The following is a 19,426-nucleotide window of genomic DNA, read 5'->3' on the forward strand; positions in this document are numbered from 1 at the left end:
TCCGTCACAGCCGCCGCTGCTCGAACTCCTTCTCGAACTCCGCGTCGTCGGCCTGCGGCCTACGGAACAGGAACAGGAACACGATCCACCCTGCGATAGCCACCAGGATGAAGCTCACCATCCGATAGACGAACGCCGCGGCTACCGCCTGCGCGGCGGACAGACCCGCGGCGGCGGTGAGGCCGTAGATCAGCGTCGCGTCGACGTAGACGATGCCGCCCGGCGCGAACGGAATGGACCCGACAGCCTTGCCCACGGCGAACGCGAGCAGCAGACCGGCGATGCGCGGATCGGCGCCGACCGCGTAACAGGCCGCGCCCAGGCAGGCCACGTCGGCGAAACGATGCACCAGCGCCCAGAGCGTGACCAAGACGCCGTCGCGCTTGCCGAGCTCGACCGACTCCAACTGACCGAGCATGTCCTCGATCTTGGCGGCGCCGTGCTCGGGCGGGCGTTTGCGCAGCCGGTTGACCAGCGCCAGCAGGTTGCGCAGCAACGCGTCGAGCGAACCGGGATTGCGTGAGACATGATTGCCCGCCCACACCAGCGCGACGACGGCGGCCAGCGAGAGGATCAGCTTCAGCGGGCCGATCTGCCCGCCCGCCAGCAGCGTGCCGCCGACGCCGAGCAGCGCCAGCCCCACCGCGGCCACCACGCCCGAGAACACCAGCTGCCAGGAGGCGACGACCGGACTGGCGCCCCAGCGTCTGGTCTGCCGGTAGGTGAACGTGGTGGAGAACACCTGGCCCGCCGGCAGGGTCACCGACATCGCCGTCGCACCGTAGACCACGGCGACGGACTTCCGCTGACTCACCGCGACGCCACCCGCGTTGAGCAACTGCTTCTGCACCCGGCCGAATCCACTCATCGACAGCGCCTGCAGCCAGATAGCGGCCGCCAGCCAACCCCAGTGGATCTCGGTGAGCTTGCGCCAGGACTCGTGGAGCCGCGGCCAGAGGTACACGCCCTCGGCGATCAGCAGGGCCAGCAGAGCGGCGCCGAGCACCCATTTCAACCAGCGGAATCTGCCACGGCGGGAACCCGCCGTGGGCGGCGGCGCAGGATCGTCTGCTCGTTCCCCGTCGGCCGTCACGCGGTCAGCCTAACGAACGCGCCGTTTCGACATCGGTATCGTCGGGCGCGTCGGCCCGTTCTCGTGGCCAGGCCAAAAGCGTTTTCCTGCGTCTGCCGCGCAGCTGTACCTCGTCGCCGGTTTCCCACTGGTCCTGCTCGCTCTCCTCGGCGAAATACAGCGCGCTGCCCGAGGCCAGCGTCCGGCCGGGACGTTCTTTGGCCAGCTCGGTGAGCCGGGATGCCTCGTTGACCGGATCCCCGATCACCGTGTATTCGAAGCGGTTGGCCGCGCCGATGTTCCCCGCGACGGCCAGTCCCGCCGAAACACCGATGCCGATGTCCAGGCCGGGAACTTCCCGCAGGGTCTCGCGCAATTCGCGCGCGGCGGCGAGCGCGGCGGTCGGCGCGTCCGGGCGGTCCAGCGGCGCGCCGAAGATGGCCAGCGCCGCGTCGCCGACGAATTTGTTGACGAAGCCGTGGTGGCGGTCGATCACATCGACCACGATGCGGAAGAACTCGTTGAGCAGGCTCACCACCTCGGTGGGCGGCCGCTCTGCCGCGGTGGCGGTGGACCCGACCATGTCGACGAACAGCACCGCGACGAACCGGGTCTCGCCGCCGAGTTCGGTGCCGTAGTCCAGCGCCCGCTGCGCCACCTCTTCGCCGACGTGCTGACCGAACAGTTCCTGCAGCTGACGGCGCTTGGCCGCCTCCTCCATCATCCGGTTGAAGCCGACCTGCAACAGGCCGATCTCACTGCCGTCGAAGACCTCGACCTGCACGTCCCGCGCCCCGGCCTGGACCCGGTCGATGGCCTGGCTGAGCTGGCGCACCGGGTCGGAGATGCTCGAACCGGTGAGCATGGACAGCGCGAGCGCCTGCATGATCACCACGCCGCACAGCAGCAGGATGGAGATGGCCAGCGACTGGGCGGAGAACTTCACGTCCGAGGAGATCTGGGTCACGCACAACAGCACGATGGCGATGGTGGGGGCGAAGGTGCCCATACCCCAGGTCATCCCCATCCTGGTGCCGACGCCGGGGGTGAGGGTGTGGTCGAAGGTGCCCTCGGTCAGAGCTTGGGCCGCCACCGGGCGCAGGATGCGCTCACCCAGCATGTAGGTGAAGCCGAACACGATGGTCGCGGCCATGCACTCGGTGACGATGACCGCGCCCGCCAGCGCGGGAGTGTCCCTGATGATCAGCGCGGCCAGCACGGCTCCGCCGATCAGCCACAGCGCGAGGTGCAGGATCGCCTGGCGCAGCGGTGCGTGCAGCGCGGCCATCTGCTCCTGGCGGCTCGGCGGTCCGCCGCGCATCTGCCAGCGCATCACCGGGCGCAGCATCAGCGCGGACGCGGCCATGCTGAGCAGGCCGCCCGCCACGAAGACGACGGCCGGAATCAGCAGGCCGGTGCTCCTGGCACCGGTTGGCTCGCCCTCGGGGACGGGTAGTCCGTACTGGATGAAGGCCCACACCAGAACCGCGCCGAAAGCGTTCGCCAGCAGCATCGATGTCAGGTACAGCGGCCAGCGCGTTCGCATGGTCTGTTTGACCGCTTCCAGAGGCGCCGACACGGGGTCCAATCTAGCGTTCCGGTCCCGTCGGCCTGTCCGCGGCGCTGACCGCCGGTGAAGGCCGACAGGCTACGGCCGGGCCGATCAGGCGTACCTCCGCCTTCGCTCCGGCCATGCGCGGGCGAAGGACGGACTACGTCCGACAGCACCCGTTAGGCGTACCTCCGCCTTCGCTCCGGCCATGCGCGAGCTGAAGACGGACTACGTCCGACAGCACCCGTTAGGCTCACGGAGGTGACCGACCCGAAGCCAAGTCCAGAGCGGAAAATCACGCTGTCGCGGCCCGCGGCGGAGACGGTGCACCCGATCGTCCGGGTATCGGCGGAGTGGGGCTGGCGGCTGCTGGTGCTGTTCGCGCTGGGGCTCGCGGTCACGGCGATCGTGCAGAAATTGGCGACCGTGGTCATCCCGCTGGCCATCGCGCTGCTCGCGGCGGCGTTGCTCGCGCCGCTGGTGGACTGGATGCAGCGATTGGGCGTGCCGCGCTCGGTGGGTGTCTTCGTCGCGCTGGTCGGGTCGATCGGCGTGGTCGCGGGCATCATGACCTTCGTCGTGGAACAGTTCGTCGCCGGTGTGCCGCAGCTGTCGAACAAGTTCACCGACAGCATCCACCAGATCCAGGACTGGCTGATCAACGGCAGGCTGCATCTGAGCAACGAGCAGATCCGCAACGTGGGCGACGCCATCGTCAAGGCGATCCAGTCCAATCAGGACAGTCTGACCAGCGGGGCGCTCACCACCGCCACTGTGATCGGCGAATTGCTGACCGGCACCTTCCTGACGCTGTTCATCCTGATCTTCTTCCTCTACGGCGGCGATCAGATCTGGGAGTTCGTCACCAGGATCGTGCCCACCGACCATCGCGAGCGGGTCCGCACCGCCGGGCGGCTCGGGTTCGGCACGCTGGTCGGGTTCGTCCGCGCGACGGTCGTGGTCGCAGCGGTGGACGCCATCGGCATCGGCGCCGGTCTGGCCATTCTCGGTGTGCCTTTGGCGTTGCCGCTGGCCTCGCTGGTGTTCATCGGCGCGTTCATCCCGATCATCGGCGCGTTCCTGGCCGGATTCATCGCGGTGTTCATCGCGCTGGTGACCAAAGGGCTGGTCACCGCCCTGATCGTGCTCGGCATCATCATCGCCGTGATGCAGCTCGAGGGCCATGTGCTGCAACCGCTGCTGCTGGGGCGGGCGGTCAGTATCCACCCGCTGGCCGTGGTGCTGGCGATCACGGCGGGCGTGGTGATCGGCGGGATCGCGGGCGGTCTGCTGGCGGTGCCGTTCGTGGCCGTGATGAACACGGCGATCCGGTCGTTGCTGGAAGGCCCCGAGGAACTGTACGGGGAGCTGCAGACCGGCGAGGACCATCACGGGCTGTATTCGGCCGAACCGGATCGGCCCGAGCCCGGCCGGTTCGACGTGGCCGCGACGCTGATCGAGGCGACCAAGAAGCAGGCCACGGAGTCGGCGCAGCGGAAGGCGGAGTCCGATGACGGCGCGCAAGCCGGCGACGGCACGACGAAGGGCTGAGCTGCGCTCGGCCGACGTGGCGACCACACCGCTGTGGCGGGCCGCGCAGGCGTTGCGGCTGGTCACGCTGCTGTACGCGGTCGGCCAGCAGATCGCTTCGGTGCCGTACTACACGAACCAGCGGTTGAGCTGGGTGCTCATCGCGTTGATGGCGGTGTGGTCGGGCGCTTCGGCGATCATGCTGTCGCAGTGGCATTTCCCCGAGGTGGCGCGGCTGCGCACTTGGGTGGTGATCGGCGATCACGTGGTCGTGATCGGGCTGATGGCCGCGACCCGCCTGGTCGCCGACTACGACTGGTATCACGGGCACCAGACGCTGCCCACCACGCTGTGGGCCACCAACGCCGTCATCGGCGCGGCGATCCTGCGCGGACCGTTCGCGGGCGTGCTGTCCGGAGCCTTGATCGCCGCGGTGTCGCTGACGGTGCGCGATCAGTGGGGTGAGGACGTGTGGGCGGACGCGACGGTGCCGGTGCTCGTCTCGGTGGGTCTCGCACTCGGCTTGGCCGCCAACACCGCGCGCCGCGCCCAGGACCAGCTGGAGCAGGCCGTGCGCCTGACCGCGGCGGCCGAGGAGCGCGAACGGCTGTCGCGCGAGGTGCACGACGGCGTGTTGCAGGTGCTCAGCTACATCAAGCGCCGAGGCAGCGAAATCGGCGGACCCACGGAGGAATTGGCCCTGCGCGCCGGTGAACAGGAGGTGGCGCTGCGCGTGCTGATCACCGAGCAGGCCGATCACCGGGACGCGGGCGGAGCCGAGGTCGACCTGCGGCCACTGCTGACCGCGCAGTCCACGCCGACGGTGTCGGTGTCCACGCCCGGCGATCCGGTGCGGGTCGGCCGCTGGATGGCGAACGAGATCACCTCTGCCGTGGCCACGGCGTTGTCCAATGTGGAGCTGCACGCCGGGCCGGATGCGAGAGCATATGTGTTGCTGGAGGACACCGGCGACGAAGTGGTGATCAGCGTGCGCGACGACGGCGTAGGCATCCCGCCAGGAAGGCTGGCCGAGGCGGAAGCCGAAGGGCGCATGGGAGTTTCCCGGTCCATCGTGGGGCGGATCGCGGCACTCGGCGGCAGTGCGGACCTGCTCACCGAGATCGATGGCGGGGTCGGATTCGGCACCGAATGGGAATTCCGGGTGCCCAGATGAGCGAGCGTCGGCGAGGCGCGGGCATGAGCGGAGGCGCTGATGGCGGACCAGACGGCCGGGTCCATTTCGGTGATGGTGGTGGACGACCACCCGATGTGGCGGGACGGTGTCTCCCGCGATCTCTCCGAAGCCGGATTCCGGGTGACGGCCACGGCCGACGGTGTCGCCGCGGCGAGCAGGCGCGCCGGGGCGGTGCGGCCGGACGTGGTGCTGATGGACATGCAGCTGGCCGACGGCAACGGGGCACAGGCGACGGCCGAGGTGCTGCGGGTGTCGCCGCAGAGCCGGGTGCTGGTGCTCTCGGCATCAGCCGAGCGTGACGACGTGCTCGACGCCATCAAGGCGGGCGCCTCGGGTTACCTGGTCAAGAGCGCGTCGGCGGCCGAGCTCATCGACGCGGTGCGCGCCACCGCGGCCGGTCAAGCGGTGTTCACACCGGGGCTGGCCGGACTCGTGCTCGGCGAGTACCGGCGGATGGCGACCACGCCCGTGCGTCCCGACGAGCCGCACCGGCCCGCGCTGACCGAGCGCGAGACCGAGGTGCTGCGGATGGTGGCGAAAGGGCTGTCCGCCAAGCAGATCGCGACGCGGCTGGGATTGAGTCACCGCACCGTGGAGAACCATGTGCAGGCGACGTTACGCAAACTCCAGCTGGCGAACCGGGTCGAATTGACTCGGTACGCCATCGAACAGGGGCTCGAGTAGCCCGGAAGGTGCTCTCGAATCAGGGATCGCCCTGATGCGGTCGTGGCCGTCCGCTGGGTAACCTCGATCGCATGGGTGGGCCCGAATCGGTATCGAATGCGGTCGGCTCCGGCGGCGCGGTGGGCGACCGGGAACTGCGCGTGTCGGACGCCGAGCGGGAACACGTCGGTCAGCTGCTACAGCGCGCGGTCGGCCTCGGCATGCTCTCGCTCGGTGAGTTCACCGAGCGGATGGACACCGCGCTGGCCGCCAAGACCCGCGGCGAATTGAACGCCGTCCTCATCGATCTGCCCGGCGTCCGCCTGGTGGGGCAGCCAGCCGCGCCGCCGTCGACGTTCGTGAACTCCTCGCCCGCCTTCACCAGGCAGGCGTCCGGCTCGAACGGCGCGAGCAACGTAATCCGTTCGCGGTTGTCCGGGGTGAGCCGCCGCGGCCCGTGGCAGGTGCCGCCCACCCTGTATCTGAACAACTGGCTGTCCGGGGTCACCTTGGACTTCACCGAGGCGATCATGTCGACCCAGGTGGTCGAGCTGCGGGTCGACGACTTCGCCGGTTCGATCAATCTGATCGTGCCCGCGGAGGCCACCGTCGACCTGAACGGGCTGGAGCTGATCGGTTCCAGCGTGAACAACAAGGTCCGCACCGGGCCGCCGCTGGGCGCCCTGCACCTGGTGGTGCACGGCAAGATCCGATTCGGCTCGGTCACCGCGAAGCATCCGTTCATGGCGCAGTGGCGCCGGTTGATGGGGCGCTGAGCGGCTGGTCAGCCCGCCGTGGGAGTCAGGTCGAGCGTGGGGTAGTCGGTGTAGCCTTCCGCGCCGCCCACGTACATCAGATGCGCGTCGCGCACCGGGTTGAGTGGTGCGCCGGTGCGCAGCCGCTCGACCAGATCGGGGTTGGCCAGGAAGGAACGGCCCAGCGAGATCGCGTCCGCACCGCCTGCGAGCAGGCGCTGCGCGGCTTCCCGGCCGCCGTCCTCGGGCAGCGGGACGCCCCAGCCCAGATTCGGGTTGGCGATGAGGGCCCCCGGCCACAGCGCCCGAACCCGTTGGAACAGGGGCTGTTCGGAGTCGGCGAAGACGTAGTGCAGGTAGGCGAGGCCCTTGCCGGCCAGCGCCGAGACGAGTGCGGGGTAGATGTCCTCGGTGTCGCCCTCATCGATGCCGTTGACGGACACTCCGGGGGAGATCCGCACGCCGACGCGCTCGGCGCCGATCGCGTCGGCGACCGCCTCGGCCACCGCCACGGTGAATCGGATGCGGTTGGCCACCGACCCGCCGTAGGAGTCGGTGCGCTGGTTGGTGTTCTGCGCCAGGAATTGGTGCAGCAGGTAGCCGTTCGCGCTGTGCACCTCGACTCCGGCGAATCCCGCCGCGATCGCGTTTTCCGCCGCGGACGCGAAATCGGCGATGGTGGCCTCGATATCGGCGGTGGTCATCTCCAGCGGGACGACGGCATCCTGCGCGCCGCTAGGAGTGTGGATGGGCTCGGGCAACGGAACCGGCGAGGGCGCGACCGGGTGCAGCCCGCTGTTGTCCGGATGGCCGACCCGGCCGCCGTGCTGGAGTTGCAGGAACATTCGCCCGCCCGCCGCCGCGACGGCGCCGGTCACCGCTCGCCAGCCTGCCACATGCGCGTCGGTGTAGATGCCGGGAATGTCGGCGTAGGTCTGACCCACCCGGTTCGGCGTGGTCGCCTCGGCGATGATCAGGCCGGCGCTCGCGCGCTGTGCGTAGTAGGTCGCCATGATCTGGGACGGCGTGCCGTCGGCCGCGGCGCGGTTACGGGTCATCGGCGCCATCACCAGGCGGTGCGGCAGCGCGAGGGAGCCGAGGGTCGTGGGCTGGAAGAGATCGGAAGCCGCTGCGTTCGTCATGTTGGTACGGTAAAACTTGACATCAATGTGAGATTCAAGCCCGAAGGCGAAAGGCCAGGTGAGGATGCGAATCGGGGAACTCGCCGAGCGCACCGGCGTGAGCGAACGGTCGCTGCGCTATTACGAGGAGCAGGGCATGCTGGCCTCCGACCGCACGAGCGGCGGTCACCGCGACTATCCGGAGCGCGCGGTGGACCGGGTCATCCACATCCAAGAGTTGCTCGCGGCGGGACTCACCAGCAAGAAGATCGCGCGAATCCTGCCCTGCATGCGCGATGCGGACGGCGGTCCCAACGAGTACGCCACGCCCGCGCTGGTCGACGAGCTGCACACCGAGCGCGAACGGATCACCCGCACCATCAATGATCTCCTGCGCTCGCGCGAGGTGCTGGACGAGGTGATCGAACGAGCCGGGGAACGACCGGCGGGCTAGGTGTTGACCCCGATCCGGCGGGCGAACGCGCGCAGCGGCACCTTGCGGTCGTGGTCGAGCAGTTCGGACACGATGTGGCGCGGCAGCGACTGGTATTTCAGCCAGTCCGCGCCGCCCACCCGTTCCGCGGTCAGCAAGGCGTCCAGCGCGCGCTGGTGCCGGCCGGTGCGGGTCAGCGCGACCGCCGTGTCGGCGAGGTGCCGCGCCCGGGATGCCTGCGGGAGACTGCCGTTGACCGGCATGTCCTTGGCCGCGGCCAGCGCCTCCGGGTAGCGCTCGGAGGAGATGTTGACATCGACCGTCTGCATGACGACCTGGGAAGGGCCGAAATAGGTCTCGTAGTCCTGCCGGTCCGTGCCGATCCGCAGGGCCACCTCGCTCGCCGCTTCCACCAGGGACAAGGCGTCGTGCACGTCCTGGGCCCGGCCCGCCGCGGTCGCGCCCTGCAACACCAGCGAGCCGTAGGCGGACAGATGCGTTGGCGTGACGTCGCCGGAGGGCTCCAGGGTCGCGGCCGCGTTCAGCGCCACGCCGCGCGACTCGTCGTAGCGGCCCTGCACCAGCAACTGCCAGGCCACCGAACCGCGGATGGTGGCCAGCAGTAGGGGATCGTTGCCCAGCTCGGCGGCGGCGAGCGCCTGCCGGATGGCCAGGAACGCCGGATCGGTCTGGCCGAGATGCACCAGCGTGCATCCGGTTACCCAGTACATCCGGGCCAGCAACTCGTTGGCGGGTGCGACCGAACCGTTGCGCGCGGCGTGCACGGTGGCGCGCAGCTGGGTCAATCCCGGCGGAAGGATCGAGGTCAGCAGCTCGTAGCGGCCCGACCAGTAAGCGCCCCAAGCGTATTCGACCGAGCGCCGGCCGTCGTCGAGGCTGACCGCCTCCTCTTCCCTTGTCTCGCCGAGCAGGTCGTCTACCGGCGTCAGCGCGCGGCGGATGGCCACGATGCCCGCGTCCGGATTGGTGGACGGCACGCCTTGGCGCTTGCCGATCAGATCGGCGATATCCACGTCCAAGGCGCGCGCGATCTTCTGCAAGCTGGCGATGGAGGCGGTTTGGCGGCCACCCTGCTCGAGTTTGCGCACCAGATCCACGCTGACACCCGCCTGATCGGCGAGCTGGCGCTGCGTGAGCGCCTTCCCGCGGAACTGGCGGATCCGAACTCCGATCGACGATTCGTCCATACCCAAGTCCTTTTGTTAAATCTGGGTTTCAGAGTACGACGCTATGTTATCTGGGACTACCGAAGTGGGACATTGCGTACGACTCGTTCGCTGCTGGTTGGAATACCGTTGCCTTTCTGCAACTTTGAATGCAAAGGGCGGCGGCAATGAAAACCATGCCGAAGAACACCTTGCAGGCCGGGCGCGCCGATCGCGCGTGGCGGCCTGGTGCACAGACCACGCGACCGGCGCGCCACCGCGCGATTCGACCGCTACGCCAGGTCAGCGCTCTGCCCGCGAACGCCGGAACACGGATGCGCGACCAGCGCGGGTTGCTACCCCGAAAGCCTCTCGTTTCGACCGAATTCGGCTACTGCGATGCGGAGTAAAGCGATGTTCGAGGGCTGTCACGACCCCCAGGAAGTCGCGCATCTGCTGCGGCATACCTACGGGCTTCCGGTTCAGTTGCTGGCCGGACGCCCGACGATAACCACCGGCTCCATCATGGGCGCGATCGTCATGCCGCCGGAACTGGGTCGCAAGGTGCTCGTCCAATTGGACCGCAACCACACCGCACCCGTCATCGCCGATCCGGGCGAGCGCACATGGACCTTTCTCGTCACGCCCCCGAGCCCCGCTCGGCCGGTCGAGGTCGCGGTCCGGCGCTGTCTCGCCGGTCACGGGGTCACCGTGGTCCCCGGCGGTCGCATCATCCTGCTCCCCAGCTCCGACTCGGCACTGGGCTGGCACTGGGCGGGCGAACCGGCGCCGGGCGTCCTGCGCATGCCGCCGCGCACCGCGGTGATCGAGGCCGTGCACGAGGTCGTCGGGTTGCGCACCTACTGACCACTTGGCGCGACCGGTCCTCATCCGACTGCCCCGGGTGAGGGCCGGTCGGGCGGGTAGAACCCGCCTGTCTACCAGGGGTAACTACTCATGCTCGCGCGCGTCGCGGTGACCAGCATGAAGTCATGACTACCTCCATCGATCCGGCGTTGCTCGCGCGTCTCTCCGGCGAGTTCACGACGCTGGGGACGCAGTTGGGCGTGCTCGGCCGGGATCTGCGTGTGCTACATGAGCAGGTCGTCGCGGATGCGGGTGTCCCGGTGCGTCCGGCCTCATCCGACACGCCGGGTGTGCCCGGGAACGAGGTACCGCGCGGGGCAGCGTCCGGCGAGGCGCGCGATTCGATTGCGCAACCGTCGGTATACGGCGAGACCGGCGGACAGGCGTTCGGCGATGCCTCGGAACCCGGTGCGCCCGCACGCCCGGTCGCGGGGTCGTCGAGTGGAATCGGAGGGTCTGTCAGCGGTGGGTTCGCTGGGTCGTCGTCGCGTGCGGCCGATCCCCTTGCCAGCGGCGAGTTCGCGGGAGCGGGGTACGCGGCGTCCGGTGCGATACCGCCGATTACGCCGCCCTGGCCGGGACAATCGTCGGCGGCCGGTGTGCCGGTTCCCCCTCCGCAGCCCGCATACGTTCCGCGTTTCGCCCCACCGCCCGGCGGTGCGTGGGGTGGCGCTCCGTGGCCGCCCAACGCGCGGGGACCGATGCCAGGGGCGGTGCCGCCTTGCCCGCCTGTCCCACCGCGCGCGGGGCCACCGGTGCCGCATACGCCGTGGTGGCAACGTGACGGGGTGATCAGCCGGCTCTTGGCGCTGGCGGGTGTCGCGGTGACGTTGATCGGCGTCGCGATGCTCCTAGTTCTGGCTGCCCAGGCGGGATTCTTCGGGCCGGTGCCGAGAGTCATTGCGGGAGCGGTTTTCTCGGCTGGGCTGTTGGCTGCGGGAGTACGAGTCTTCCAGCGGACCGGAGGGCGGGTCGGCGGTATCGCACTGGCGGCCACCGGCATCGCGGGCGCCTATCTCGATGTCGTCGCGGTGACCGCCATCTACCACTGGCTGCATCCGGTACTCGGGCTCGCCGTCGCTTTCGGTGTCGCCACCGCGGGCGTCGGTTTGGCGATGCGGTGGCGCTCGCAGCCACTCGCGGTCCTGGTGGTGCTCGCCGCGGCGGCGCTGTCTCCGGTGGTGACCACGCGGGTGGTACTGCTCGCGTTCCTGATCGTGTTGCAATTGGTCTGCGTGCCGGTGCAATTGACGCGGAACTGGCCATATCTGCACGTGGCGCGCACATTGCCTGCCGTACTGGCGACGTTCGCGTTCGTCGCGGGTGCGGTTCTCGGAACTCCCGCCGCTGGAGAGCGCACCTGGGTGCTCGTGGCCGCGGTGGCGGTCGCGTTGGTCGGAATCACCGGGACGATCGTCGTCGTCCGGCACCGGCCCGCCGATCTCACCGCCTCGCTGACGATGGCGGCAGCGCTCGTGCCGATGCTGCTCGCCCCGGGGATGTATTCCGAACGGCACATCGCGGTGTCGGTAGCGTCGATCGCCGCCGCGGTGCTCCTGCTCGTCGCCGCGGTGAGCATGGCGCCGAAAGTGAACGAGTTGGTACGGATCCCGGGGCACACGGCCCTCGTGGCCGCCGTCGCGGGCTCGATCGCTGCGCTCGAGGCATGTGTCGGCGTTACCGAGACGCGGACCTTGCCCACGGCTCTGCTGCTGGTGGCGTTGGTCTTCCTCGGCGTCGCGGGCCAGCGGACGTCCCGCCCGGCGGCGGGCCTCGGCGCGGCGTTCGCGGTGCTCGGCGGCTTGGCGCTGCTGAATGTCGCGAGCCCGGAAGTGCTTGCCTCGCGACATCTTTCGGAGGCGAACCTCGGCGTGGCGACCGTGCTCGGCGCGACGCTGGCCCTCGCGGTGATCGCGGTGGCGATGTGGTGCGCGCGGCGGTTGCCCGGACCTGCCGCGGGCAGCGCGTGGCCATGGATCGCCGCGAGCGTCGCCGGACTCTACGCGGTGACCACGACGACGGTCTCCCTCGGCGTCGCGACCGGAACGCCGAACGGGTTCCTCCTCGGCCACAGCGCCGCGACCATCCTCTGGATGGCAGCCGCGACCAGCGCCCTCCTGTTCGGACTTCGCGCACTCGCCGAAGCACCCGCGGTCGCCAAACTCGCCTTGGGTTCCGGTTTACTGGTCACGGCAGCCGCACTGGCCAAACTGTTCCTCTTCGACCTGGCCACCTTGGACGGCTTGGTCCGCGTCGTCGCCTTCCTCGTAGTCGGCATTCTGCTGCTATTGGCAGGTACCCGCTATGCGCGCGCCTTCGCCGACGCGGGGATGGAGCGGTGACAGCTGAGGCGCGGTCGGCGACTCAGCGGCGGTATCCGTCCGACCCGGTTCGGGTTCCGACCTGGTGAACCTATTGTTTTGAAGTTTTTCAAAAATGATGGAACCGATCGTCGATGTGTCGCGTCCTACATAGCGACGGAGAAGGACTCGAAAGGGGGAGTGTAGATCGCTAGCCCAGGAGGATGCGTAAGGCCATGCACTCGGCATCCGTCGGGTCGGAACATCGCCTGGTCAATCGTGCGTGCGGCGTGGTGTCTAAGAGGTCGCTGGTCGCAGCTCTACACATATAGTGCGGAGGGATTCAATTGTTCGCGAAGTTTTCTCTTCTAGTCGCAGTCGCTGCATCATTACTGGGAGGAGCCGCTGGTGTGGCATCTGCGGAACGGCCGGGAATTCCCGTTAAAGGTCCTCTCGTTGACACATATGAATGTACGGTGTGGATAACTAACCACGGGAACCCGAATTCGGAATACGATTGCCGAGGTCCGGATGGCAAGGTCTATGTGATTCTCCTGACCGGATAGCAAGACGCTATGCGGCCGGCGGTCCGCGGCTCACCGCAGACCGCCGGTTCTCAGGTATGAAAAAGCGCGGACACCTTACTGTTTGGGATGACTCGAGTCTTCCACGCTCACTCGCGGTCGCGGCGGCGCAGCAGTTCGTTCACGCTCACCGTGCGGCCGTCGCCGCCGTGGTGCCTGCCCTCCTCGGGGGCCCGGCCGATGTGGCGGCGGGAGGAGCGCAGTTCGGCCATCCAGCTCTCGATGCTGCTGCGGTTGGTGGTGTCCGGTCCGTTGTACGGCTCCGCGGGGGCCTCGGGTTCGGGTGCGCGGTGCGCGGGGACGTCGGAAGCGGCCGGAGCATCGGGCGGCAGGTGGTGCGGCGGACCGGGCGCGTCGGGGCGCTGTTGTGCGAGATCGACGGTGTGTTCCTGCGAGATGCCCGACAGCGGGCGTGGTTCCGGTGCGTGGGTCGGGCGCGGGGCGGGTGGCGTGATCGGTGAGACGGCGGGTCGCGGGCTGTGCTCGGGCAGGGTCACCGACGGCACACCGGCGTGCGATGCGTTCGGGTCCTGCGGCAGGCCGGTGGGCGGCGCCGGTCGCGGCGGGTGCACGGGCGGTGCAGGCGGCCGTTGCTCCGCTTGGCCGGGCGAGCGAGGATCGTTCGGAACCTGCGAAATCCGCCGCGGGCGAATCGGTTCACCCTGCGGGGGTGTGGGATTCCGTGGTGGTTCCGTGCGTGGCCTGGCCGGATCGAGCGGCGGCGGCGCGGGGGTCGGCTGCGGTGCGGGCGACGGCGGTACCCGGTCCAGCCGCCTGGTCGGCGCCTCGGCCTCGATCTCGGCGACCGTGCGCGGCTTGCGCCTGCGCGGCACCTTGTTGGCGGCGGTGACGGCGGGGATCTGCATGGTCACCGGATCGGTGATCGGCGTGGTCTTCACCAGGTCGACGACATCGCTACCGCCGACGCGCTCGTCATCGAGGATCGGCTCACCGAGCCCGACCTTCTCCTGCACCTTCTTCATCCAGGCAGGCGCCCACCAGCAGTCGTCGCCAAGGAGCTTCATGGTGGCCGGGACGAGCAGCATGCGCAGCACGGTCGCGTCGATGAACAGCGCGGCGATCATGCCGTAGGCGATGTACTGCATCATCACCAGGTCGGAGAAGGCGAACGCACCCGTGACGACGAGCAGGATCAGCGCGGCCGCGGTGATGATCCGGCCGGTCTGCGCGGTACCGATCCGCACCGCCTCGGTGGTGCTCGCGCCTTGGGCGCGCGCCTCGACCATGCGCGACATCAGGAAGACTTCGTAGTCGGTCGACAGGCCGTAGATGATCGCGATGATCAGCACCAGCACGGGCGACATGATCGGCTGCGGAGTGAAATTCAACAGTCCCGCGCCGTGGCCGTCGATGAAGATCCAGGTGAGGATGCCGAGCGTGGATCCGAGACCGAGGGCGCTCATCAGCGCGGCCTTGATCGGCAGCACCAGCGAGCCGAAGGTCAGGAACATCAGCAGCGTCGTCACGAACAAGACGAGCGCGATCATCAAAGGCATCCGGCCCAGCAGCGCGTTGATGCTGTCCTTCTGGATCGTCGGCTGACCGCCCACGAGCATGGTGACGCCGTCGGGCAATGGCAGCGAGCGGAGGTAATCGATGGTCGGATCGGCGTCCTGCGAATTGGTCAGCGTGACGGACGTGTTGTAGATGGTCTTGTCGTTGGGAGCCGTGCTGGGCGGATAAGCGAATTCGCCGGCCAGCCCGGGCGCTTTGCTCGCCTCCTTCACCACCTTGGCTACCTGGGGAGCGAGGCTGGGATCGTCGACTACGAAAACCAGTTCGATCGGATCCGATTTGCGCAGCGGAAAGATCGTGTCGAACTCTTTCTGCGCCAAGCGGGTCGGATTGTCCGGCGGCAGATACCGCTCGTTGATACCACCGAAGCTCAGATTCTTGACCGGGATGATCAGCAGCAGCAAGAGGATGCAGAGCGGGATCGCGATCTTGAGCGGATGCTTCATCACCCAGCGGGTGGAGCGCCCCCAGATACCGTTCTCCACCTCATCGGCGGTCTTGGTCTGGCGGAACCGCTTGAGGCCGAGCAGGTCGACCCGCTTGCCCAGCACCGACAGCATGGCGGGCAACACGGTGATCGAGGTCAGCGCCGCGAGTGTGACCGTCGCGATGGCGCCGTAGGCCACCGACTTCAGGAAGCCCTGCGGAAACAGCAGCATGCCGCCGAGGCTGGCGACGATCATCGTGGCGGAGAACACCACGGTGCGGCCCGAGGTCATCACCGTTCGGCGGACGGCGGTCCTGGTGTCGTATCCCTCGGCGAGTTCCTCGCGGAAACGACTCACTATGAACAAGCCGTAGTCGATGGCCAGGCCCAAGCCGATCATCGAGACGACCGGCGAGACGAACGAATTCACCTCGGTGAACTCGGTGATGAACCGCACGATGCCCCATGCGCCGATCACGGTGAGACCACCGACGATCAGCGGCAATCCGGCGGCGACGATGCCGCCGAAGACGAAGAACAGCAGGACGGCCACCGCCGGGATGGCGAGGATCTCCATGCGCTTCTGGTCGTCGGCCATGGTGTCGTTCAGCGTGCCCGCCACGGCCTGCAGACCCGTCACCTGCACATCCACTCCGGGGATGAAGAAAACGTTCTTCACCTTCCGGTAGTTGCGCACCATCTCGGTGTCGTTGTCGCCCTTGATGGCGATGGAGGCGAAGGCGTACTTCTTGTCCTTGGAGCCGAAAACGGAGGCCTGGACTGGAATGTTCGCGCTGTTCCGCCAGTAGACACCGTTGATCTGGGTGATCTCGTCGGGATGCTCGCGGGGTAGACTTCCCAGATTCTCGAGGATCTTGCCGCTGAATTCCGGATCGTCGATGGTCTTGCCGTCCGGCGCCGTGTACAACACGATGACGTCGGATTTGTGATCCCGTGCGAAGGCACCGTCTTTGATCCTCGCCGCGCGCGCCGACTCCGAGGTCGGATCATCCCACCCGCTGGAGCTGAGGTGGTCCTCCAACCCGAGGCCGTAGCCACCGAGAGCCAGAAGACCGGCCACGACCACGCCGATGACGGCGAATCGCAGCCGGTATACCAGATCGCCCCAGCGTGTGAACACTAAGCGACTCCTTGGGCGGGGCGAGAGGTGAGCAGTGCCGACAGCGGCCGGAACGGCTGCAGCCAGGCACCCTCGTCGGGCAGCGAGTCGAGGCTCACCCGGGGCAGCGGTTCACGGAACACGCCCGGAATGTCCTCGAGGTCGATGAATTCGAGAGTATCGGATGTGACGGCCCAACTCGCGTGCTCGCGGAAGCCGAGCACCTGAACCGGCACTCCTTTGGCGGCGAGCGCCTCCAGCGGTTCGCGGAACGCCTGGCCGTCGGCGGAGGCGACCATGATGCCCGCCAAGCCCGCGCCGCGGCTGCGTAAGGCGATGTGCGCCAGCATGTCGGCGTCGACGTCGGAGTCCTCGTCGATCTTCGGTTTGGCGAAGACCGCGTAGCCGACGTTGCGCAGCGCCTCCACCCAGGGCCGCACGACGTCGGCGGTGCCGGGCGCGATGTTGGTGAAAACGGTGGCCTCGGGTTCCACCCGATGCACCGCGCCCACCGACAGTTCCGCGGTCCGGGCCAGCAGCCAGCGGCCGAGCGCGTCGAACCGCGGGCGGTAGGCGGCGGTCGGACGACCGCCCAGAATGGCGCCGAGGCCCATGTCGAGGTTCGGGGCGTCCCACACCAACAGGACGCGGCGCACGTCCGGCCCCGAGCTGCCCAGACCTTCCGCTCCGCCGCCGTGCACCTCCCCGGCAACATCGACCACTTCGTGGGCCATTTCACTGACGCTCATCGGTCGATCTTCCCCCATATGAGCTCCGTGATGGCGCTACCGGCGCGATGTGCCTTGCCCTCGAATTTCGTGACGGGCCGCTCGAAACCGATCGGCGCGGTGGCGCGATGCTCCGCGCTGACACCGCCCGTCGCCTCGTTGAGACCCGAGAGCAGGGGCTCCGCCATGCCGACCGCGTGGATGTGCTCGGCATAGCCCGCGTGGTCGGTGGCGACGTGCAGCACACCGCCCGGCTTCAGGCGGTTGGCGATCAGCGCGACCGTCGCGGGTTGCAGCAGCCGCCGCTTGTGATGGCGCGCCTTCGGCCACGGGTCGGGGAAGAACACCCGGACGCCGGTCAGCGACTCCTCGGCAATCATGTTTTCCAGTACGTCGACCGCGTCGCCGCGCAGCAGGCGGATGTTCTCGATCCCTTCGCGCTCGATGCGCTGCACCAACTGCGCCAGGCCGGGCTGATACACCTCGATGCCGATCAGGTTCAGGTGCGGTTCTGCCTGCGCCATGACGGCCGTCGCGGTGCCCGTGCCACAGCCGATCTCGATGACCAGCGGAGCGTCGCGACCGAACCAGGCGGCGGCGTCCAGCGGCTCGTCGGCGACCTCGCGGCCGATCGAGGGCCACATCCGGTCCCAGGATTGCTGCTGGGTGGCGGTCAGCGCGCCCCTGCGCGACCGGAAGCTGGTGACTCGTGGGTACAGGCGGGAGCCGGTCTTGTGCCTGGGCCCGCCCTCGGCCGGAGCCGAAGCTGTGGACGGCGGGCCCGGAACTGACTCGGCAGTATGGTTCGCGGCGTCGTTCACGGCGTCCATTGTCCAGCATCCGGCGATCAGTGCGGCAAGCGGTTGTGCACGGGCCGCTGAGCAGGAGGTCAGGCGGCGCGCGCGGGCGCGATCCTCGGCTCGGTCGGCCGTTGCTGACGCAGCGGTCTTCCGAGCGCGACCTTGGCCGCGGTCACCGCCATCTCCAGCAGTCCGCGCACGCCCGAGGGTGAGGCGGCGACCGACCAGACAGTGCTGTCGCCCGCGTCGCTCACCGGTTGCCCGGCGAACCGGTCTGCCAGCCAGTCCAGGCTGATCGGCGTGGACAGCGGCAGCAGCGAGAAGTGCTCGCTGAGCCGGTCGCGAACGTAGGTCACCGCGGCGCCGCCGCGACGGTAGCGGGCCACCTGGCCGTCGATGCCCTCGATGTGGATGACCTGGTCGTGGATGGGTTGCACCACCAGCAGCGGGCAGGCCGGCGTCGTATTGCCGAGCCGAAGATCGTCGAACATCGCCCGCAGCTCCGGGGTGTCGAGCACCTCGGCGAGCGGGCGGTCGAGGAAGTCGTCCACCTTCTTGCCCGCCAGCCCGAGGATCGCGCCGACCGGCGTCGCGTTCTCGGCGCGGACGACGAACCGGTGGCCGTCCGGGCTGAGCTCGTTGTCGATCAGCGAGCTCAACGCGGGATACAGCCTGCGCAGGGCGGCGATGACGATGGCGGGCAGACCCGCGAAGGGCGTGCCGTTGAGCCGGTCGAAGACCTGGCGCGGGTCGCCGACCGGGGCGCCGAGCACCGCGCCGACGATGTCGAGTTCGGGGGCGTAGGTCGGCGCCATCTCGACCGTCCACGAGCTGGCCATGCCGCCGCCGGAGTAGCCCCACACCGCGACGCGGGTTTCCGGGCCGAGCCCGAGGGGGTCGAAGCGCAGGGCAGCGCGGATGCCGTCGAGCGCGCGGTAGCCGGGCTCGCGCGGCGCGCCGAAGTTACCGTGCGGTCCCTCGTGGTCGGCGATGCTCACGGCCCAGCCGCGCCGCAGCGCGTTCGCGACCAGGAGCCATTCGAACTGGGTGATCGAACCGAGCGCCCGCGAGCCGTGACGCAGCGCGTAGGACGGCGAGCATTTCTCGGTCACCGCGTCCATCGCGGTCTGGAAGGCCAGCAGCGGGCGATCCTGGTCCGGTTCCGCGCCGATCGGAAGCAGGACGGTGGTGATCGCCGCTTCCGGTGCCCCGTGCAGATCACAGCTGCGGTAGAGTAACTGCCAGGCCGAGACCTGTTGCGGGACAATTCCGAACAGCGCCACTTCGATCTTCCTGCTGCGCAGAATGGTGCCCGGCGCCTTGGCCGCGAACCCTTTCGGCGGTCGATGGAACGGGTCCGTGCTGGGCAGCAAGGGCTTGCGGTCCGCGGGACAGGCGGGCTCCCGGTCGACAGCGCCGATGACATTCGCGGTCATCGCAACCTCCTCATCTTCGAGGTCGGTTGCCGCATGCGAAAGTTCAAGCTGCGCACCGGTTATGGTGCCGACCACTTCTGCAGGGTAAGTGACCGACCGGGCGTCTGGGAACCCCGCGATACACGGCATTCCCGGCACTAG

The 19,426-nt window shown here is 68.6% G+C and carries 15 protein-coding genes; 7 read left to right on the top strand and 8 right to left on the bottom strand.

Annotated elements, in window-relative coordinates; all coding sequences use genetic code 11:
- Nucleotides 1-4: 4 nt before the first annotated feature.
- The gene (locus ACWESM_RS11410; RefSeq protein WP_355071319.1) at nt 5-1,093 is read right to left on the bottom strand and encodes a lysylphosphatidylglycerol synthase transmembrane domain-containing protein; all 1,089 of its coding nucleotides are present in this window, start codon (nt 1,091-1,093) and stop codon (nt 5-7) included.
- A gap of 4 nt (nt 1,094-1,097) precedes the next feature.
- Complete coding sequence (locus ACWESM_RS11415; RefSeq protein WP_355072083.1) at nt 1,098-2,618, bottom strand: adenylate/guanylate cyclase domain-containing protein; 1,521 nt, start codon at nt 2,616-2,618, stop codon at nt 1,098-1,100.
- 267 nt (nt 2,619-2,885) lie between these two features.
- On the opposite strand from ACWESM_RS11415, the gene ACWESM_RS11420 reads away from it, so the two are divergent.
- From ACWESM_RS11420 to ACWESM_RS11435, 4 genes are all read left to right on the top strand, one after another.
- Entirely contained in the window at nt 2,886-4,175 is a 1,290-nt protein-coding gene (locus ACWESM_RS11420) for an AI-2E family transporter (protein WP_397276210.1), read from the top strand.
- A complete protein-coding gene (gene macS / locus ACWESM_RS11425) occupies nt 4,135-5,328 on the top strand; it encodes a MacS family sensor histidine kinase (protein ID WP_356962996.1) in 1,194 nt (397 codons plus the stop codon). The genes ACWESM_RS11420 and macS overlap by 41 nt, the downstream gene beginning before the upstream one ends.
- Before the next feature lie 39 nt (nt 5,329-5,367).
- Entirely contained in the window at nt 5,368-6,033 is a 666-nt protein-coding gene (locus tag ACWESM_RS11430) for a response regulator transcription factor (RefSeq protein WP_355071323.1), read from the top strand.
- A gap of 119 nt (nt 6,034-6,152) precedes the next feature.
- Nucleotides 6,153-6,788, top strand: coding sequence for a DUF1707 SHOCT-like domain-containing protein (locus ACWESM_RS11435; RefSeq protein WP_356963483.1), 636 nt, complete (start codon nt 6,153-6,155; stop codon nt 6,786-6,788).
- An 8-nt stretch (nt 6,789-6,796) separates the two neighbouring features.
- Here ACWESM_RS11435 and ACWESM_RS11440 read toward each other — a convergent pair whose 3' ends face one another.
- Nucleotides 6,797-7,909, bottom strand: coding sequence for an alkene reductase (locus tag ACWESM_RS11440; protein WP_452491584.1), 1,113 nt, complete (start codon nt 7,907-7,909; stop codon nt 6,797-6,799).
- A 64-nt stretch (nt 7,910-7,973) separates the two neighbouring features.
- On the opposite strand from ACWESM_RS11440, the gene ACWESM_RS11445 reads away from it, so the two are divergent.
- Complete coding sequence (locus ACWESM_RS11445) at nt 7,974-8,342, top strand: MerR family transcriptional regulator (protein ID WP_355072089.1); 369 nt, start codon at nt 7,974-7,976, stop codon at nt 8,340-8,342.
- On the opposite strand, the gene ACWESM_RS11450 is transcribed toward ACWESM_RS11445, so the two are convergent.
- Nucleotides 8,339-9,529, bottom strand: coding sequence for a helix-turn-helix domain-containing protein (locus ACWESM_RS11450; protein ID WP_355071325.1), 1,191 nt, complete (start codon nt 9,527-9,529; stop codon nt 8,339-8,341). The two genes, ACWESM_RS11445 and ACWESM_RS11450, sit on opposite strands and share 4 nt — an antisense overlap.
- A 357-nt stretch (nt 9,530-9,886) precedes the next feature.
- On the opposite strand from ACWESM_RS11450, the gene ACWESM_RS11455 reads away from it, so the two are divergent.
- On the top strand, nt 9,887-10,354 hold the full coding sequence (locus ACWESM_RS11455) for a hypothetical protein (RefSeq protein ID WP_355071326.1): 468 nt from the start codon (nt 9,887-9,889) through the stop codon (nt 10,352-10,354).
- A gap of 125 nt (nt 10,355-10,479) precedes the next feature.
- Nucleotides 10,480-12,696: a DUF2339 domain-containing protein gene (locus tag ACWESM_RS11460; protein ID WP_452491586.1), complete on the top strand. Its 2,217-nt coding sequence runs from the start codon at nt 10,480-10,482 to the stop codon at nt 12,694-12,696.
- A 631-nt stretch (nt 12,697-13,327) separates the two neighbouring features.
- On the opposite strand, the gene ACWESM_RS11465 is transcribed toward ACWESM_RS11460, so the two are convergent.
- From ACWESM_RS11465 to ACWESM_RS11480, 4 genes are read right to left on the bottom strand one after another with little or no spacing between them, the layout of a single operon-like run.
- Nucleotides 13,328-16,342 (bottom strand): MMPL family transporter, encoded by a 3,015-nt coding sequence (locus tag ACWESM_RS11465; protein ID WP_452491588.1) that lies wholly within the window; start codon nt 16,340-16,342, stop codon nt 13,328-13,330.
- The gene (locus ACWESM_RS11470; protein WP_195044044.1) at nt 16,342-17,070 is read right to left on the bottom strand and encodes an NYN domain-containing protein; all 729 of its coding nucleotides are present in this window, start codon (nt 17,068-17,070) and stop codon (nt 16,342-16,344) included. Before ACWESM_RS11470 ends, ACWESM_RS11465 begins: the two co-directional genes overlap by 1 nt.
- Entirely contained in the window at nt 17,067-17,879 is an 813-nt protein-coding gene (gene trmB, locus ACWESM_RS11475) for a tRNA (guanosine(46)-N7)-methyltransferase TrmB (protein ID WP_356962988.1), read from the bottom strand. The genes ACWESM_RS11470 and trmB overlap by 4 nt, the downstream gene beginning before the upstream one ends.
- A gap of 59 nt (nt 17,880-17,938) precedes the next feature.
- Nucleotides 17,939-19,285, bottom strand: coding sequence for a lipase family protein (locus tag ACWESM_RS11480; RefSeq protein WP_356962987.1), 1,347 nt, complete (start codon nt 19,283-19,285; stop codon nt 17,939-17,941).
- Nucleotides 19,286-19,426 lie beyond the last annotated feature (141 nt).

The organism is Nocardia sp. NPDC003999 (assembly GCF_053604885.1).